Consider the following 15741-nt stretch of genomic DNA (forward strand, 5'->3'; position numbering starts at 1 on the left):
GAGAGGCTTCAGATGTCGTACTTCTCCGAGTTGGCGCTGCAGTACATCGATGGCGAGTGGCTGAACGGCAGCGGCTCCTGGGACATAGTCGACGTCGACCCCTACACCGGCGACAAACTGGCCACCATCACCGTCGCCACCGTCGAGGAGGTCGACCGGGCGTACCGGGCCGCCGAGCGGGCGCAGAAGGAGTGGGCCGCCACCAGCCCCTACGCCCGCCGGCTCGTCTTCGAGCGTGCGCTGCGCATCGTCGAGGAGCGCGAGGAGGAGATCACCCGGGCGATCATGGTCGAGCTCGGCGGCACCGCCCTCAAGGCCGGGTTCGAACTCGCCCTCACCAAGGACATGCTGCGCGAGTCGATGGCCCTGGCGCTGCGGGCGGAGGGGCGGCTGCTGCCCTCGCCGGTGCCCGGCAAGGAGAACCGCCTCTACCGGCTGCCGGTGGGCGTCGTCGGTGTGATCAGCCCGTTCAACTTCCCGTTGTTCCTCTCGCTGAAGGCCGTTGCGCCGGCCCTCGCGCTGGGCAACGGCGTGGTGCTCAAGCCGCACCAGGAGACGCCGGTGGTCGGCGGCACGCTGATCGCCAAGGTCTTCGAGGAGGCGGGCCTGCCGGCCGGCCTGCTGAACGTCGTGGTGACGGACATCGCCGAGATCGGCGACGCCTTCATCGAGCACCCCGTGCCCAAGGTGATCTCCTTCACCGGCTCCGACAAGGTCGGTCGGCACGTCGCGACCGTCGCCGCCTCGCACTTCAAGCGGACGGTGCTGGAGCTCGGCGGCAACAGCGCGCTGATCGTCCTGGACGACGCCGACGTCGACTACGCCGTGGACGCGGCCGTGTTCAGCCGCTTCGCCCACCAGGGGCAGGTCTGCATGGCCGCCAACCGGGTGCTGGTGGACCGGAGCGTCGAGGCGGAGTTCACCGAGAAGTTCGTCCGCAAGATCGCCTCGCTGCGGGTCGGCGACCCGAAGGACCCGGCCACCCAGATCGGCCCGTTGATAAACCCCGTCCAGGCGGACGCCATCACCGCCCAGGTGGAGCAGGCCGTCGCCGCCGGTGCCACCGCCCTGCTGCGCGGGGAGACCAACGGCAGCCTGATGGACCCGGTGGTGCTGGGCGGCCTGCCGGCGGACGCGCCGATCCTGCAGCGCGAACTCTTCGGCCCGGTCGTGCTGGTGGTCCCCTTCGACGGTGAGGACGAGGCCGTCCGGATCGCCAACGACACCCCGTTCGGCCTGAGCGGCGCGGTGCACACGGCGGACGTGGAGCGCGGGGTGCGGGTGGCGCAGCGGATCGAGACCGGCATGATCCACATCAATGACGGGACCATCGCCGACGAGGCGGTCGTGCCGTTCGGCGGCGAGAAGAACTCCGGGGTGGGCCGCCTCAACGGCGAGTCCACGGTGGACGCGTTCACCACCGTGAAGTGGGTCTCGATCCAGCACGGGCGCAGCCGCTTCCCGTTCTAGCCCGGGTTCCGGTCCGGGCTCCGGTCCGGTGTGCGCGTGCCGCCGTCCTCGGGCCGAGGAGGGCGGCACGCGTCCTCACGCGTCCTCACGCGTCCTCACGCGTCCTCACGCGTCCTCACGCGGTCTCACGTGGTTCTACGCGGCCAACCGGCGTTCTACGCGGTCAACCGGCCGGGCAGGCCGCGGCGTTCGGAGAGCCAGCGCAGGACGACCTCGCCGCTCCAGGTCTGGTGGCGGCGCAGCGCCGGGGTGGTGCCGGGCGGATCCGGCTGGGCGCCGGTCACCAGGAAGTAGCCGGCCAGCCCGGCCAGGACGGCGTCCAGCTGTTCGGGCGCCACGCCCCGGGCGACGGGCTGGGCGGCGAACAGGGCGTCCGCGTCGTGGCCGTCGGCGTGGGCGGTGGCCAGCAGCAGGGGCAGGTCGAACCAGGACGCGCCCAGACAGGGCCAGTTCCAGTCGCAGATCCAGGCGCGGCCGTCGGTGTCCAGCAGCACGTTGTCCCGGCGCAGGTCCAGGTGCACGACGGAGTCACCGGTGGCGGCCGCGGCCCAGTCCGCCTCCAGCTCCGCCAGCGGGGCGATCAGCTCGCGCGGGAACCAGGCGGGCAGCGGGTCGGTGCCGCCGCCGGCGAGGCGACGCCAGTGGTCGAAGGTCTCCGCCTCGGCGATCGGCTGCAGGCCGAGGGCGAGCAGCTCCGGGGAGGGCGCCGCCAGGGCCTCGGCGTAGGCCGCGCAGGCGTCCAGGGTGGCGGCCAACTCCTCGGGCCGCCAAGGGTCGGCGGGCATCCGGGCGCGGTCGACGGCGTCGAAGCCGAGCACCAGCCAGCCCGCCGCCTCCTGCGCCCAGCGCACCCGGGGTGCGCTCACGCCGGCCGGCAGCGCGCGGTTGATCCCGACCTCGCGGCGGTAGCAGTCGGCGATCACCGGGTGGGCGGCGGTGTCGACCGCCTTGACGAACTGCGTGTCGTGCGGCCCCCGGACCACGCCGGCGAACCCCGGGGTGAAGCCGCCGCCCGCGGTCGTCACCCCCGCGACCGCCCCGCCGCCCCGCCGCACGACCAGCTGCCGGACGGCGGCCGGAAGGTCGCGCCAGGCCGGGCGGGCGGCGGTGGACTCGTACTGCGGGCGGGCGCTGATGGTGACCGTCATGCGGCCATGCTGCCGGGCGGGCGGCACCGCCCGCCAGCCGGTTTCCCCGGGGGAGCGGGGTCGGTCGTGCGGTCAGCCGAGGTCCTTCGGCCCGTAGCGGGCGGCCGGCTCCCCGGAGAGCAGGGCCCAGTAGCGGTCCCCGTAGGACCAGTGCCACCACTCCGTGGGGTAGTTGACCAGTCCGGTCGCGCGCAGCGCGGAGCCCAGGATGATCCGGTGCCGGCGGGCCTCGGCGGTGATGCCGTCGGCCCCGGTGTAGCAGGCGCCCGCGCTCTCCTCCGGGCTCGCGTTCAGCCGGGTGCCCAGGTCGAGTTCGCGCCCCTCCGGGTCGGCGAGGGTGAGGTCCACGGCGCCCCCGGCGCTGTGCGGGGCGATCCCGGGCGGGGAGACGTAGCGGCCGGCGGCCGAGAAGACCTCCTCGGCGGACCACCGCGGGTGCTCGGCGCGGAGTTCGGCCGCGTACTCCTCGAAGTACCGGCGCTGCAGCGACAGCGGCCGGTAGCCCTCCACGAACAGCAGGCGCAGACCGGAGGGGAGCAGGTCCTGCGCCTGGAGGAGCCGGGTCAGGACACCCTCGCGCAGGTGTGCGAAGGCGCCGGCCGGGTCCTGCTTGCGGGCGTCGACGAGCAGCCCGCCCTCCCGCCGGACGTCCACCAGCCGTTCGCCGCACTCCTGGACGGGCACGGCGGCGATTCTCGGATCGGACATCAGGACGATCTCGGTCACCGTCGTCTCCTGTTCGGGGGTGGGGGCGGAGGGGAGTTCGTACGGGAGGAAACTACCTGCCCGGGGAGGCCGTGGAGAAGGGACCGGCGGTGAAGCGGGCAGTGCACCGCCGCGGGACGCGGCACCCGGCCCGGAGGGACGAGCGGCGGAGTGGAGAGTCGTCCGGCCGACTTCCCACTCCGCGCGGCGCACACCGTCATGGCGGCTCGCGCCTGGCCGCGGGCCCGTACACGGCGATGCCGGACAGTTCGGCGAAGGCTTCGGCATACGTGCCGATCTCGTATGGCTGGGTGATCGTCAGGTGTGCGGAGACCAGTTCGACATTGACCTGGTCGTCATCGAACATGAAGAAGCCTTCGGTCGGCCGGAGTGCGGAGCGGTCCGCATCCAGCGGAATGACACCGAGACTGACCGATGGCAGGGACGCAACGGCCAGTAGGTAGCCGAGTTGGTCGGCCATGGTTTCCGCGCCGCCGATCCGGTACCGCAGAGCACCCTCTTCAAGGACGATGGCGAAACGGCGATGACCGGCATGCAGCACCTGCTGGTTGTCGATGCGGATCTGCACTGCCGCTTCGAGGTCGTCTGCGAGGCCGCGTCTGTCCCTGATCGCCGTCAGTAGTGCCCGAATATAGGCGGGTGTCTGAATCGGCCCGGGAATGAGGCATGGTGAGTAGAACCGGTAGCGGCGTGAGCGCTCCCAGAGCGGCACCACGGACTCCTGTGCGTGCTTGAGTCCGGAGCGTTCCATCCGACGCCACTCGACGTAGGTACCTTCGATTCCCCGTGTTGCGGCAATTAGGTCCGCCGTCTGCTCCTGGGCGCCGCAGTGCAGCATCCACGCCCTGATGTCGGCATCGGATGGCGGTGTCTTGCCGTGCTCGATGCGCGAGCACTTCGATTCGTGCCAGCTGGCCGAGAGCGTTCTTTGCCTGTTGGACGCTTGATGATGGTGAGGGCGGGGGCATACGGCTCAGTTTGGCCGGTAGTCCTCGTGTGGGATGGCTCGGTCCCAGGTTGCCTCGAAGGCCGAGGCGCACAGCTTGACCACGGCTGGGTCGGTGGTGACTTCATCGTCCATGAAGTCACCACCGCCGGAGAAGTGGTGGACCGTGACCAGGCTGTTCGGTCGGTAGGGTCGTGGCGGTGGCCGTCGAGCCAACGGATGTAGAGCGGGTCGTCGGTCGTGTAGCCGTCTCGCAGCTCCAAGTGGACTGCCGAGTGCTTGGAGTTGAGCAAGAGGTCCTCGAGCGTGGGTGCCGCCACCGTTCACCTCCGGGAAGAACTGCATCATGCGGCGCGGGAACCCGATCACGGTCTCGTGTGCGGGGATGTCCAGTTGCGCCAGCCGCTCGGGGTCTGTGATCCTCCAGCCCTGGAGAACGTAGGTGTCCGTCACGTCGTCGTAGTAGACGGTCGGAGGCTTGCCGTCGGGGCTGTCGGGGTCTTTGCCGAGCAGGTGCAATGCCGTAGTTGCTCTCCTTCGTACCGGAAGACGGCTGCCGTGACAGAGCCTGCACCGTAAGTAGTCGTGGCGCGGACGGACCTGCGCGAACTTGCACGAGCTCGTGGGGGCCCGCCGAGGGGTGCTGGTGGGCGGCTTAGGGTGGCCTCTGATGTGTGCGGGACTGGTGATACCGGGGGTGCTCGTGGCCGTTGGATGGGTTCGGCTGACGCTCGATCTGAACGGCTTCGAGGCCGTTCGGTTCGAGCCGTACGTGCGCGAGTGCCGGCGGGCCGGGATCGAGTTCACCACCCTGGCGGGGCTCGGGGACACGCCCGGGAACCGTTGGGCGCTCTACGAGTTGGACCGGGCCTGCGCCGCGGACAGCCCGGAGCAGGGGGAGTTCCAGACCTTCGACGAGTACCTCGCCTGGCGCACCGCGACCCCGGCCTTCGACCCGTACGGTGTGGTTCTCGCGCTGGACGGCGGGGCCTGGGTGGGCCTGGCGATGACGTCGGTCCAGCCCGGAGGGGACGCCTTCAGCGAGATGACGGGTCTGCTGGCCGGCTACCGCGGGCGGGGGATCTCTCCGGCCCTGAAGCTGTTGGCGGTCAGCTTCGCCCGGTCCCGCGGCGCGCGCCGGCTGCGGGCCGTGCACCACCCCGCCAACGCCCCGGCGATCGCCGTGAACCGCCGGTTCGGGTTCGTCGGCGACGGGCCGCCCGCCGCGCTGCCGGCGACGCGAGAGGGCGGACACGGGAAGGGCCGGCGGGGGTGGGGACCCCCGCCGGCCCTGGACGCCGTCGGACTAGAAGACCGGCTGCCCGGCGCGCACCAGGCGCCACGACTCGGTGGCGAAGTCGGCCGGGTCGATGACACCCCTGGCCTTCACCCAGGAGATCATCGCGTTGCGGATCTCGTCCGAGTTCGCCCACACCTTCGTCGCGGCCGCGACGTGCGGGAAGTTGCCGCCGCCGTTGGCGCGGTAGTTGTTCACCGCGAGCACGAACTGCGCCGTCGGGTCGATCGGCTTGCCCTCGAAGGACAGGTTGACGATCCGCGAGCCGGCCGGCTGGGCGATGTCGATGTCGTACGAGACGCCGTACACCGAGTCGTAGTTGTAGTCCGGCGTGTTGCCCGCGTTGGTCAGCGCGGCCCGGTCGATCGGCGCGCCCGGGGCGACCTGGGCGTAGTACCGGGCCGAGAACTCCAGGTAGTCCTTGATCTGGGCGCCCGTCAGGATGCGGGCCTCCAGGGTGTTCTCGTAGATGTACAGGCCGGCCGCGTCCCGCAGCTTGACCTGGCCGGCCGGGATCAGCGCGGTGCGGTTGAACGGCGCGGCCTGCGCCAGCACCGGCAGCTTGGCGTACTGGCCGCCGGCCAGCGCCTCCCGGACCACGTCGGCCTGGACCCGGCCGATCAGGTCGATGATCGGGACGTCCTTGAAGGGCGCGTCGGCGATCGACAGCGCGATCTTCGAGGTGCCGATGACCTGGTTGACGTACGCGACCACCTTCTTGTGCTGGTCGGTCATCAGGTCGACGATCTCCGGATCCTCCGGGACGGTGTTGGAGTTCAGCACCCGGGAGGAGAGCGAGACGACCTTCCAGGCGCCCTGGTCGAACTCCACCTCGAAGTCGAAGCAGGTCAGCCGCTGGCCCCAGCAGAGCGGCTCGGAGAGCACGACCGTCCGGCCGGTCTGCTTGTTGACGACCAGCCGCTGCGGGATCTCCTTGTGCGCGTGGCCCACCAGGACCGCGTCGACGCCGGGGACCTGCTCGGCCAGCGCGACGGAGGCGTTCTCGGCCCAGGGCAGCTGGTCGCCGTAGGAGGTGGCCTCGTCCATGCCCGAGTGGCAGGCGACCACGATGACGTCGGCGCCGGCGGCCTTCACCTTGGGGACCCAGATCCTGGCCGTCTCCACGATGCCGGGGAAGGTCATCTTGCCGGAGACGTTCGCCTTGTCCCAGATCGCGATGCCCGGGTTGGTCAGGCCGAGGATGCCGACCTTGACGGCCGGGCCGCCGGGCAGCTTGATCTTGCGGATCACGTACGGCGGGAAGGCCGGCTTGTCGTTCTTGGCGTTCAGCGCGTTGGCGCCGAGCAGCGGGAAGTCCAGCTGCTCCTCGTACGCGCGCAGGGTGTCGATGCCGTAGTTGAACTCGTGGTTGCCGAGGGCGGCGGCGGTGTACTCCATGGTGTTCATGGCGAGCGCCATCGGGTGCTCGGGAGCGGTGTCCGCCTCGGTGGCGATCGGCTCGATCCGGGCGTAGTAGTAGGTCAGCTGGGTGCCCTGGATGGTGTCGCCGGCGTCGATGAGCAGGGTGCGGTCCCAGCCCTTCTCCTCGCGGACCTGCTTGGCCAGGGTGGAGATCTTGGCGAGGCCGACCTCGTTGTGCGCCTTGTCGGCGTAGACCGCGTCGGTGAAGTAGTCCCAGTTGAGCACCCGGCCGTGCAGGTCGGTGGTGCCCATGACGGTGAAGGCCTGCTTCTTGCTCTTGCCCTTGCCACGGGCGTCGTCCGGCCCGGCCGCCGCGGCGGGGGTGGCGGCGGCGATGGCGGTGCCGCCGACGAGGGCGGCGCCGGCGGCGGTGGCGGCGGACCGGGTGACGAAGTCACGGCGGTTCAGGGACATGGACGACTCTCCCGGGTGGGGACTGCGAACGGATCGTCAACGGTGCTGGTGACGCGCGTAGAGGTACGCGCGTAGAAGTGTGCCGCGAGGTCAGACGGATTGATAGTCCCCGGACGTTTCCAGCAGGTGAGATCTTGGCGACTCGTTCGTGTCGCGGGCGGGCGGGCGCCGCACCACCCGCCCGCCCCGCCGCGGAAGCTCCGTGAGCGGCCTAGATGTAGCCCTCGCGCACGGCGTAGGCGACGGCGTGCGCCCGGTTGCGCAGCTGCAGACGGGTGGTCAGCCCGTGCAGCACGTTCTTGACGGTGCGCTCGGAGTACGACAGCTTGGCGGCGATCTCGCCGGTGTCGAAGCCGTCGGCGACCAGCCGCAGCACGTCGGCCTCGCGCTCCGAGAGCCCCGGCGGGGTGTAGCCCGGCTGGCCCTGGACGCTGCGCTGCAGCCGGCCCATCTGGGTGATCAGCCGGCCCAGCAGGTCGGCCGGCAGGTCGCCGTCGCCGCGCGCCGCCGCGAGCACCGCCCGGCCCAGCCGGTCGGCGGTCGCCTCACGGCGCCACAGGATCGCGGCGACCCCGCACTCCACGGCCTCCAGCAGCTCCGCCTCGCGCATCCGCTCGACCACCAGGACGACCCGGTGGTCGCCACCGCGCACCAGTCGGCGCAGGGTTGCGGTGGTGCTGCTGTCGGCGGACTCGGCGAGCAGCACGGTGACCGTGCCCGGGGCGGCCGCCGCGGCGTCCTCCGCCAGCTCCAGCCCCGGGCACCGCCGCAGCTGCGCCTCCGCGCCGGCCCGCGAGATCGGGTCCGCGGCCTGGACGACCACACCGGTGCGCACGGCGCCGGGCGCCGTCGCGGCCGACCGGGTGGCGTGGTGGCCGGGCGTCGGGCGCTGCGGCGGGACGGTGCGGTGTGCCTGGGTCGGCGACGGCAGGCGGTAGGACGTACCGCGGCGGTCGTACTCGGTGTGCAGGACAGTCAATCTGGCCCCCTCCTGGAAGTCCGACCCACCTGCCCCGTGGCCGGTATGCGGCGCCGGGGAGCATTGCATGTACCCGACAGAGGGTGGGTGGTGAGTCGATGCGGCCGGGTGCGGTGCTGCCCCGGCCGTGCCTTCATGCTCCACGCCGTGGACGGCCGCGGCCATCGTGGTCAACCACGAGATCAGGCCACCGACCACGATCGCAACGGTGCGCGAGGGCGGCCGCGGCCGGTACCGGGCCCACCGGGTGACGGCCGGAACCCGGGCCGCAGGCCGCCGGGGCCGACCGGCCGGCCCGCCGAGGCCGCCCCGCCGGGCCCGTGGACAGGTGCGCGGGCGTGCCCTGAACCGGTGGCCGACCACCCGCGCGGACCGCACGCCCTCCCTCGCGCGCGGACGCGATGACCCGCAGAACGGGGGGCGCCGTACGGCGAAGAACGGGGTGCGACAAGAATCACATCTCTAGCCCAGGCGCTGGAGGGGCGTCAAGCCGTTTCCCCGCATGAGGGCCAAGACTGCCCGCCCGGTCATCCCCGGCAAGGGCCTGGGGGAGGGGACAGCAGATGAAGACCGTCAGTACACGGAGCCGGCAGCCGGGTCCGATCGCGCCCACGCCACCACAACTCGCCGAACGCCACCCGCAGTTGCGCCGGATCGCCGAACTCGCCGAACGCGCCCGGGCCGGCACCGGCAGCGTCCTGCTGCTCGCCGGCGCCACCGGCACCGGCCGCAGCGCACTGCTCGCCGAAGCCGCCCGCCGCGAAGCCGCCCACGGCATGACCGTCCTGTGGGCCCGCTGCTCGGCCGACGAGTCGGCCATCCCCCACGCCGCCGCCCGCCAGCTCTTCGAGACCGGACCGGACGCCTACGGCACCCGCACCGAGGGAGCGGACCGCCACCCCGGCGCCGACACCACCCTCTGGTCGCTGCTGCGCCTGCACGCCGCACACCACCCGCTGCTGCTCGCCGTCGACGACATCCACCTCGCCGACGAGCCCTCCCGCCGCTGGCTGCTGCAGATCGCCCGACGCATCGACCGGCTGCCCGTCCTGATGCTCGCCACCGAACGCCGCCAGTCCGAACTCGGCGCCACCGTCGAACGGTTCGCCCGCGGCCTGCCCCCGACCCTGGCCGGCACCAGCCGGCTCGGCCCGCTCGACACCCCCGCCGCCATCCGGCTCGCCGAGCACCGGCTCGGCCCCGGCACACCGCCCGCACTCGCCGCCGAATGCGTCCAGGCCACCGGCGGCAACCCGCTGCTGCTCACCGCCCTCCTCGCCGACCTGGGCGAACGCCCGCCCCGCCCCGCCCACCCGGGCCCGCACCCCGAGGCCCTGCCCGACGTCCTGCCCGACACCTGCGCCCGGCTGCCCGGCGGGGCCTTCCCCGACGCCGTCGAACAGTGGCTGCGCGGCGGCGGCGACCGGGCCCTCGCCGTCGCCCAGGCCCTCGCCCGGATGCAGGAGCACCCCGCCGCCCGGACCGCACCGCTGCCCGGCGCCGGCCACTGCGACCCCGCACCGATGCTCGCCGAACTCGCCGGAGCCGACCCCCGCCAGGTCGGCGGCTGGCTCACCGAACTCACCGCCCAGGGACTGCTCGACAACCCCGGCCCGGGCCGCTGGCCCAGGTTCGCCCACCCGCTGCTCGCCGACGCCGTCCTCGCCCGCCAAGGCCCGGGCCACCGCGCCGAGATCCACCGCGCCGCCGCCGAGTTCCTGCACCGCCACGGCGCACCCGACGAACGCGTCGCCGGCCACCTGCTGTTCGCCCCCGCCCCCGCCCCGCGCTGGGCCGCCGACGCCCTGCGCTGCGCCGCCCGCAGCGCCTCCGCCGCCGCCCGCCCCGCCGACGCCGTCACCCTGCTGCGCCGACTGCTCGCCGAACCGCTCACCGCCCGCCGCCGGGGCCTGGTCCTCACCGAACTCGGCGGCCTGGAGGTCACCCTGGGCCCCGCCGAACGCACGGCAGGGGTGCGCCACCTCGCCGAGGCCGTCCACGTCCACCAGTCCGACGAGGGGGTCTTCCGCACCGCCAACACCCTCGGGGCCGTCCTGGCCGCCCGCGGCGACACCCCCGCCGCGCTGGAGGTGATGGAGGAGCTGGCCGAGCGCTTCGGCGACCGGGAGGACATCGTCCACGCCGTGCAGGCCGCCGCGGCGCTGATCGCCGCGCACGACGGCCGCAGCTGGCTGCAGGTGGTGGAGGGCCTGCAGCGGTTCGCCGCCCGCACCCCGCACCGGCTCGCCCCGGCCGCCCTGGCCCTGCTCACCGAGTTCGACTCCACCAGCGGGGTGCTCTCCGCGGCCGAGGTCGCCGAGCGGGTGGGAGAGCTGCTCGACTCCCCGGTGGACCCGCTCTGCCGCTCCTACGTCCTGGTCTCCGCCGCCACCCTGGCCCAGTGGGCGGACCTCCTGCCCGAGGCGGACCGGCTGGTGGCGACCGGCCTGGCCGGCTACCAGGGACCGACCCTGGAGCCGGGCTACCAGTGCCTGCTGAGCGTCCGGGCCGAGCTGAGGGTGATGCGCGGGGAGTACCAGGCGCTGCTGGACGAGTTCGCCCTCACCGAGCCCGCCGCACCCGCGCCCCGGCCCGGCGGCGGCCCGGCCTCCGGCCCCGAATGGTCCTGGTGGTGCGGTGTCCCGGCGGAGCCGGAGGCGCCCCCGGCCGAGGTGCCGCCCGCCCCGGCGGGTGCGGAGCACGTGAGTGATCCGGCGGATCCGGGGCCGGCCGCGCCCGGCGAGGCCGGTGCGATCGGCGCCCACTACGCCGGGCTGCTTGGGCAGCAGAACGCCCACCTGGTCGCCCAGGCCGTCATCGCCCTCACCGAGACCGGCCGGCTCTGGCAGGCCCACGGCCTGGCCCGGGCCGTCGTCGCCGACCACTCCCAGGGCTCCTGGGAGTGGAACGAGTACCTGTACGCCCGCGGAATGCTGCGGCTCGCCTCCGGGGAGCCCGCCGAGGCGCTCGTCGACCTGATGGAGTGCGGGCGCCGACAGGGCGAGCGACGCGTCTGGAGCCCGATCGTCACCCCCTGGCGCTCCGCCGCCGCCGACTGCCACACCCTGCTCGGCGAACCCGGCCCGGCCGTCGCGCTCGCCGAGGAGGAGCTGCGGCTCGCCCGGATCTGGGGCACCCCGCGTACCGTGGGCCGCGCCCTGCGCGCGCTCGCCGCCGCCACCGGGGGCCGGCACGGGCTGGACCTCGCCACCGAGGCCGTCGAGCTGCTGCGCAGCGGCGAGGTGGAGGCCGAGCTGATCCCCGCGCTGGTCACCTACGGGCGGCTGCTCGCCGACGGCGGCCGGCGCGGGGCCGCCCGCCGGGCGCTGCGGGAGGCCGCCGGGCGGGCCGAACGGCTCGGCGCGGTCCGGCTGCGGGCGGTGGCCGTGGAGTCGCTGCGGGCCTCCGGCGCGAGGATCGGCCGGGGCGAGCACGCCGGGGCGGAGGCGCTGACCGACAGCGAGCTGCGGATCTGCCGACTGGCGGTGGCCGGCCACTCCAACGCGGAGATCGCCGGGATGCTGCACCTGGCGCGGCGCACGGTGGAGACGCACCTGACCAACAGCTTCCGGAAGCTGGGCGTGCGGCGGCGCGCGGAGTTGGCGGGGACGCTCGCGGGCTGAGCGCGAAGGCCGGCCGGCGGGGCGCCGGAGGCCCGCGGACGCGAGGACGGGTCCGGGTTGCCCGATCGGGCAACCCGGACCCGCTCACCGCCGACCGTCGGCTCAGCCCGCCAGCGCCGCGGCCATCCGCCCGACCTCGCGGTCCAGCTCGACGGCCGGATCGGGCGAACCGGGTGCCCAGCGCTGCCAGGTCCGGGCCCGCAGATAGCCGTCCACCGCGAGCGGCAGCCGGTCCCGCAGGATCCGCTCGGCCTCGCCGTCCGGCCCGGCGATCCGCAGCCGGTCCAGCAGCTCGTCCAACCGGGCCGAGGCCGGCAGCGGCAGGTCCGCCAGACTCCGGGCCAACGCGTCCACCTCGACCGTGAAGGGGTCGACGGGTTCGACCGGGAGCGCGGGCGGCGCCTCGTGCTCCGGGACCACCGGGTGCTCCGGTACCACCGGCCCCGCGGGCGGCGCGGCCCCGGGCGACGGCCGCCTCGACGGGGTGAGCAGCGCGCCCGCGCCGTACAGGGCGACCACCACCGCCGGCCACCACGGGCCGCCCATCCCCAGGAAGTGCAGCACCAGGCCGCCCGCCCCGGCCGTGCAGCCGACCAGGTTCCGGGCCGACTCCAGGTAGCCCAGGACCCGTCGGCCGCCGCTGCTACTGGTAGCCACGGATCTCCTCGAACGCGCCGTCCAGCGAACTCGTGCCGTCGAACAGCTTGCCGCCGGTCGTCTCCGCGATCCCCTGCAGCTGGCCCTTCGCCGCGTCGCCGAACAGGATCGGGAACACCGGCACCGCCTTCTGCGCCGAGGACAGCCCGGTGTAGAAGGCCTTGAAGTCCTTGTCCGTCGCGCCCTCGTTGCTCTCGCCGTCCGTCATCAGCACGATCGAGGTGAACCGGTCGTCCGCGGCCGCCGCCTGCTGGCGCTCGATCACCCGGTACGCCTCCTCCAGCGAGCTGTACACCGCCGTGCCGCCGTCCGCCCGCAGCGCCTGGACGTCCGCGTTGATCGCCGCCAACTCGGCCTGCGGGCCCGGCTGCGTGCCGCTCGCCGGTACCAGGTGCGTCTTCGTGGACTTCACCTTGGACGCGAAGTCGATCAGGGTGACCTCCTCGCGGTCCCGGAACCGCCGCACGCCCCGGGTGTCCTCGGCCCCGGTCAGCCGGCCGAGCGCCGCCTTCAGCGAGGCCAGCCGGCCGCCGGTCATCGAGCCCGAGGTGTCCAGGACGTACACCGTCCGGGACGGCCGGCGCAGCTCGTTCTGGTACGAGGCCAGCAGCCCGTCCGCGACCGACTTGCTGCCGGGGAAGGGCAGTTCACGCCGCCGGTCGGTGGGGAGCGCGGGTGCCGGAGCCGCTCCCGAGCTCACCGGGCGGCGCAGCGTCAGCTCCGATATCCGGTGCTGCACGTCGTCCTTCAGCAGATACGCGGTGAGCCGCTGGAAGGAGTCCCGCTCACGCTGCGCGGAGGAGCCCAGCAGCGACAGCGGGTAGTCCGCCGACACCACCCCGTCGGTGGGCCGCACCACCGTCAACTGCTGTTCCTGGGCCAGGGTCTTGTTCAGCGACAGCAGCACCGACTCGTAGTTCACCAGCGCCCCCACCCGGCCCGGCTCGGCGCGGGCGTAGGCCTGCGCGAGCCAGCCGGAGGAGCCCGAGGTGAGCTTCTGCCCGGTGAAGAACTTCTTCAGCGACGGCGTCGCCTTCTGCACATCCGCGTCCGTGAGCGCCGAGTTGGCGCCCGAGAAGGCCGAGGCCACCGCGACCAGCGCCGAGAAGCCGGAGTTGGAGCGCGACGGGTCGGACATCCCGTAGGAGAGCTTCCCGGCCGAGGCCGCGTCCGCGACCTGCGCCCAGGTCACCTTCGAACCGTCGCCCCAGCCGAGGTCGTTGAGGGTCGAGGAGCGCACGCCGACCGCCACCGGCGAGACCATCACCGGGGTCTCGGAGAGCAGCTTGGACTTGCCCGCGTCGTCGAGCCGCAGGTAGTGGTTGGACGGGAACCAGACCGCGTCGTACTTGCCGTCCGCACGGCCCGAGGAGACGGCGTCGGCACCGTCCAGCGAGCCGGTCCAGGCGAACTGCACCGTCACCCCGGTGGCCTTCTGGGCCTCCTCCAACACCGGTGCCATGTCCTGGAGTTCACTCCCGGCCAGGATGCGCAGCACGCCCGCCTGGGCGGTCGGCGCGGGGGCGTCGGTCGGCTTGGGGGAGGGGGTGGGCGAGGGGGAGGAGGTGCACGCCGTCGCCACCAGCAGGGCTAGGCCCGCCGCGAGCGCCCGCCCGCCGCCGCGCCGTGCCGCGGTCTTCACACGCATTGCCGTCGTCATCCCCCGTCACTTCCCCTTGGCCGCGTTGATCAGCTTGTTCAGGATCGCCACCGTGGGCACCTGGGCCTGCTGGACGCCCGCCGCCGACAGGTCGGGGGCGTAGACCGGGCCGCCCTTGGCGTCCTTGACCGCCCTGCCGAGGGCCGTCGGATCGGCCTGAGGCCGGAAGCCGTACCGGGCCTCCAGGTCGCGCAGGACCGGGTCGTCCCGGAGCGCCGCGGCGAGCTTCTCGCCGCCGGGCTGGAGCGCGACCAGGGTGTGGTCGCTGGACACCGTGGTGTCCGGGTAGAGCACCACCAGATCGCCCGCCGAACCGCCCGGTGTCGTGGTGCCCTTGGCGCTCAGCGCCGCCACCTGGGACTCGTACACCAGCACCAGCGGGTTGCCCACGCCGGACAGGAAGTCCTTGAACGGGCCGTCGCTGCTGGTCTTCTGGTCGCCCTGCATCGAGGTCACCTGCTTGACCACGCCCGCCACCCGGGCCACGCCGGCGTCGTCGGAGACCACCTGGTGTCCGTTGGCCAGGTACGAGATCGCCGCCAGGTGCAGCGCCCCGGACGAGGAGGTGGACGGGTCGGTGGTGGTCAGGAAGATCGAACCGGAGAGCTCCGCGTGGTCCTTGGTGCCGGTGAGGTCCTGCCATCTGCGGCCGTCCTGGACGGCCTTCAGGTAGGGGTCCATCTTGAACGTCCAGACCCCCGAATCCGACACCGAGGCCAGGCCGTTGCCCTTGAGCACGTCCGCCACCTGCCGGTGCGCGAGCACCACCAGCGGGGAGTAGAACGGTCGCACCGGCTCGGTGTTGATCTGCCGCCGGCGGCGGATGTCCTCCGCCGGGGAGAGGCTGGAGGGGAAGGCGAAGGCGTAGTCCTTGAGGTCGCTGTCCCCCATCAGCCAGGAGCCGGTGGTGACGGTGTCGACCTTGAGGCCCTTCTTCCGCAACTCCGCGACGACGTCGGGGTCGGCGAAGAACTCCCGCTTCTCCGAGCCGATCACCCCCGAGATGGTGATGACCTTGTCCTTCCCGTCGGGATCGCCGCCGTCCGTCCAGAACAGTGCGACCCCCACCCCGGCAAGCAGCACCAGCGCCGCAAGTACCCCGAAAACACGCCTCATGCCGAACGTTTCCCCCTCGCCGCATCCGGGTCCGGGCGTACACCCGGGTGACGAGCGTCCCGCCGGGGTTGGAGCGGCAACGGAAGTGACGGTGAACCAGGGGTGAACAGCCCTTCACGGAATCGCATCGGATGGCCCGCCCGTCACCGCCCGGCCCGACTCGTACCGGTGCGCACCGCCCGGTTGTCGGACCGTCAGGATCAAGCCACCGGACAGGAGTTCCCCTTGACAGTGCATCTTCAGTGAAGAGATCGTGATTGCCGATCATGGATGGCGTCTCGGC

The 15741-nt window shown here is 73.1% G+C and carries 11 protein-coding genes and 2 pseudogenes; 3 read left to right on the forward strand and 10 right to left on the reverse strand.

Annotation, left to right across the window (positions count from 1 at the left end; translation table 11 throughout):
- Positions 1-12: 12 nt before the first annotated feature.
- On the forward strand, positions 13-1470 hold the full coding sequence (locus tag ACGFZP_RS02660; protein WP_392927810.1) for an aldehyde dehydrogenase family protein: 1458 nt from the start codon (positions 13-15) through the stop codon (positions 1468-1470).
- Between the two features lie 155 nt (positions 1471-1625).
- On the opposite strand, the gene ACGFZP_RS02665 is transcribed toward ACGFZP_RS02660, so the two are convergent.
- The 5 genes and pseudogenes from ACGFZP_RS02665 to ACGFZP_RS02685 form a co-directional block, all read right to left on the reverse strand.
- Entirely contained in the window at positions 1626-2618 is a 993-nt protein-coding gene (locus ACGFZP_RS02665) for a phosphotransferase family protein (RefSeq protein WP_392927811.1), read from the reverse strand.
- 72 nt (positions 2619-2690) lie between these two features.
- Positions 2691-3344 carry a M15 family metallopeptidase gene (locus ACGFZP_RS02670; protein WP_392927813.1) on the reverse strand — a complete coding sequence of 218 codons (654 nt, stop codon included), beginning with the start codon at positions 3342-3344 and terminating at the stop codon, positions 2691-2693.
- 196 nt (positions 3345-3540) lie between these two features.
- A complete protein-coding gene (locus tag ACGFZP_RS02675; protein ID WP_392927816.1) occupies positions 3541-4095 on the reverse strand; it encodes a DUF5753 domain-containing protein in 555 nt (184 codons plus the stop codon).
- Between the two features lie 222 nt (positions 4096-4317).
- Positions 4318-4425 (reverse strand): DUF6879 family protein, encoded by a 108-nt coding sequence (locus tag ACGFZP_RS02680; RefSeq protein ID WP_392928317.1) that lies wholly within the window; start codon positions 4423-4425, stop codon positions 4318-4320.
- 89 nt (positions 4426-4514) lie between these two features.
- Positions 4515-4610 (reverse strand): annotated as a pseudogene (locus ACGFZP_RS02685) (hypothetical protein); the annotation flags it as partial.
- Positions 4611-4960: 350 nt separating this feature from the next.
- Between ACGFZP_RS02685 and ACGFZP_RS02690 the strand changes: the two are divergent.
- Positions 4961-5482, forward strand: a pseudogene (locus tag ACGFZP_RS02690) (GNAT family N-acetyltransferase); the annotation flags it as partial.
- A gap of 114 nt (positions 5483-5596) precedes the next feature.
- On the opposite strand, the gene ACGFZP_RS02695 reads toward ACGFZP_RS02690, so the two are convergent.
- A complete protein-coding gene (locus ACGFZP_RS02695; protein WP_392927818.1) occupies positions 5597-7423 on the reverse strand; it encodes a bifunctional metallophosphatase/5'-nucleotidase in 1827 nt (608 codons plus the stop codon).
- Positions 7424-7634: 211 nt separating this feature from the next.
- Positions 7635-8258: a LuxR C-terminal-related transcriptional regulator gene (locus tag ACGFZP_RS02700; protein WP_392928319.1), complete on the reverse strand. Its 624-nt coding sequence runs from the start codon at positions 8256-8258 to the stop codon at positions 7635-7637.
- 707 nt (positions 8259-8965) lie between these two features.
- Here ACGFZP_RS02700 and ACGFZP_RS02705 point away from each other — a divergent pair.
- Entirely contained in the window at positions 8966-12025 is a 3060-nt protein-coding gene (locus ACGFZP_RS02705) for an AAA family ATPase (protein WP_392927819.1), read from the forward strand.
- 102 nt (positions 12026-12127) lie between these two features.
- Here ACGFZP_RS02705 and ACGFZP_RS02710 read toward each other — a convergent pair whose 3' ends face one another.
- Genes ACGFZP_RS02710 through ACGFZP_RS02720 form a run of 3 tightly spaced genes read right to left on the reverse strand, consistent with a single transcriptional unit; the run spans position 12128 to position 15458 of the window.
- Positions 12128-12682, reverse strand: coding sequence for a hypothetical protein (locus tag ACGFZP_RS02710; RefSeq protein ID WP_392927821.1), 555 nt, complete (start codon positions 12680-12682; stop codon positions 12128-12130).
- The gene (locus ACGFZP_RS02715; RefSeq protein ID WP_392927823.1) at positions 12669-14330 is read right to left on the reverse strand and encodes a VWA domain-containing protein; all 1662 of its coding nucleotides are present in this window, start codon (positions 14328-14330) and stop codon (positions 12669-12671) included. Before ACGFZP_RS02715 ends, ACGFZP_RS02710 begins: the two co-directional genes overlap by 14 nt.
- Before the next feature lie 18 nt (positions 14331-14348).
- Positions 14349-15458 carry a hypothetical protein gene (locus tag ACGFZP_RS02720; protein ID WP_392927824.1) on the reverse strand — a complete coding sequence of 370 codons (1110 nt, stop codon included), beginning with the start codon at positions 15456-15458 and terminating at the stop codon, positions 14349-14351.
- Positions 15459-15741: the final 283 nt, after the last annotated feature.

Source organism: Kitasatospora sp. NPDC048239 (assembly GCF_043202015.1).
Classification (GTDB): Bacteria; Actinomycetota; Actinomycetes; order Streptomycetales; family Streptomycetaceae; genus Kitasatospora.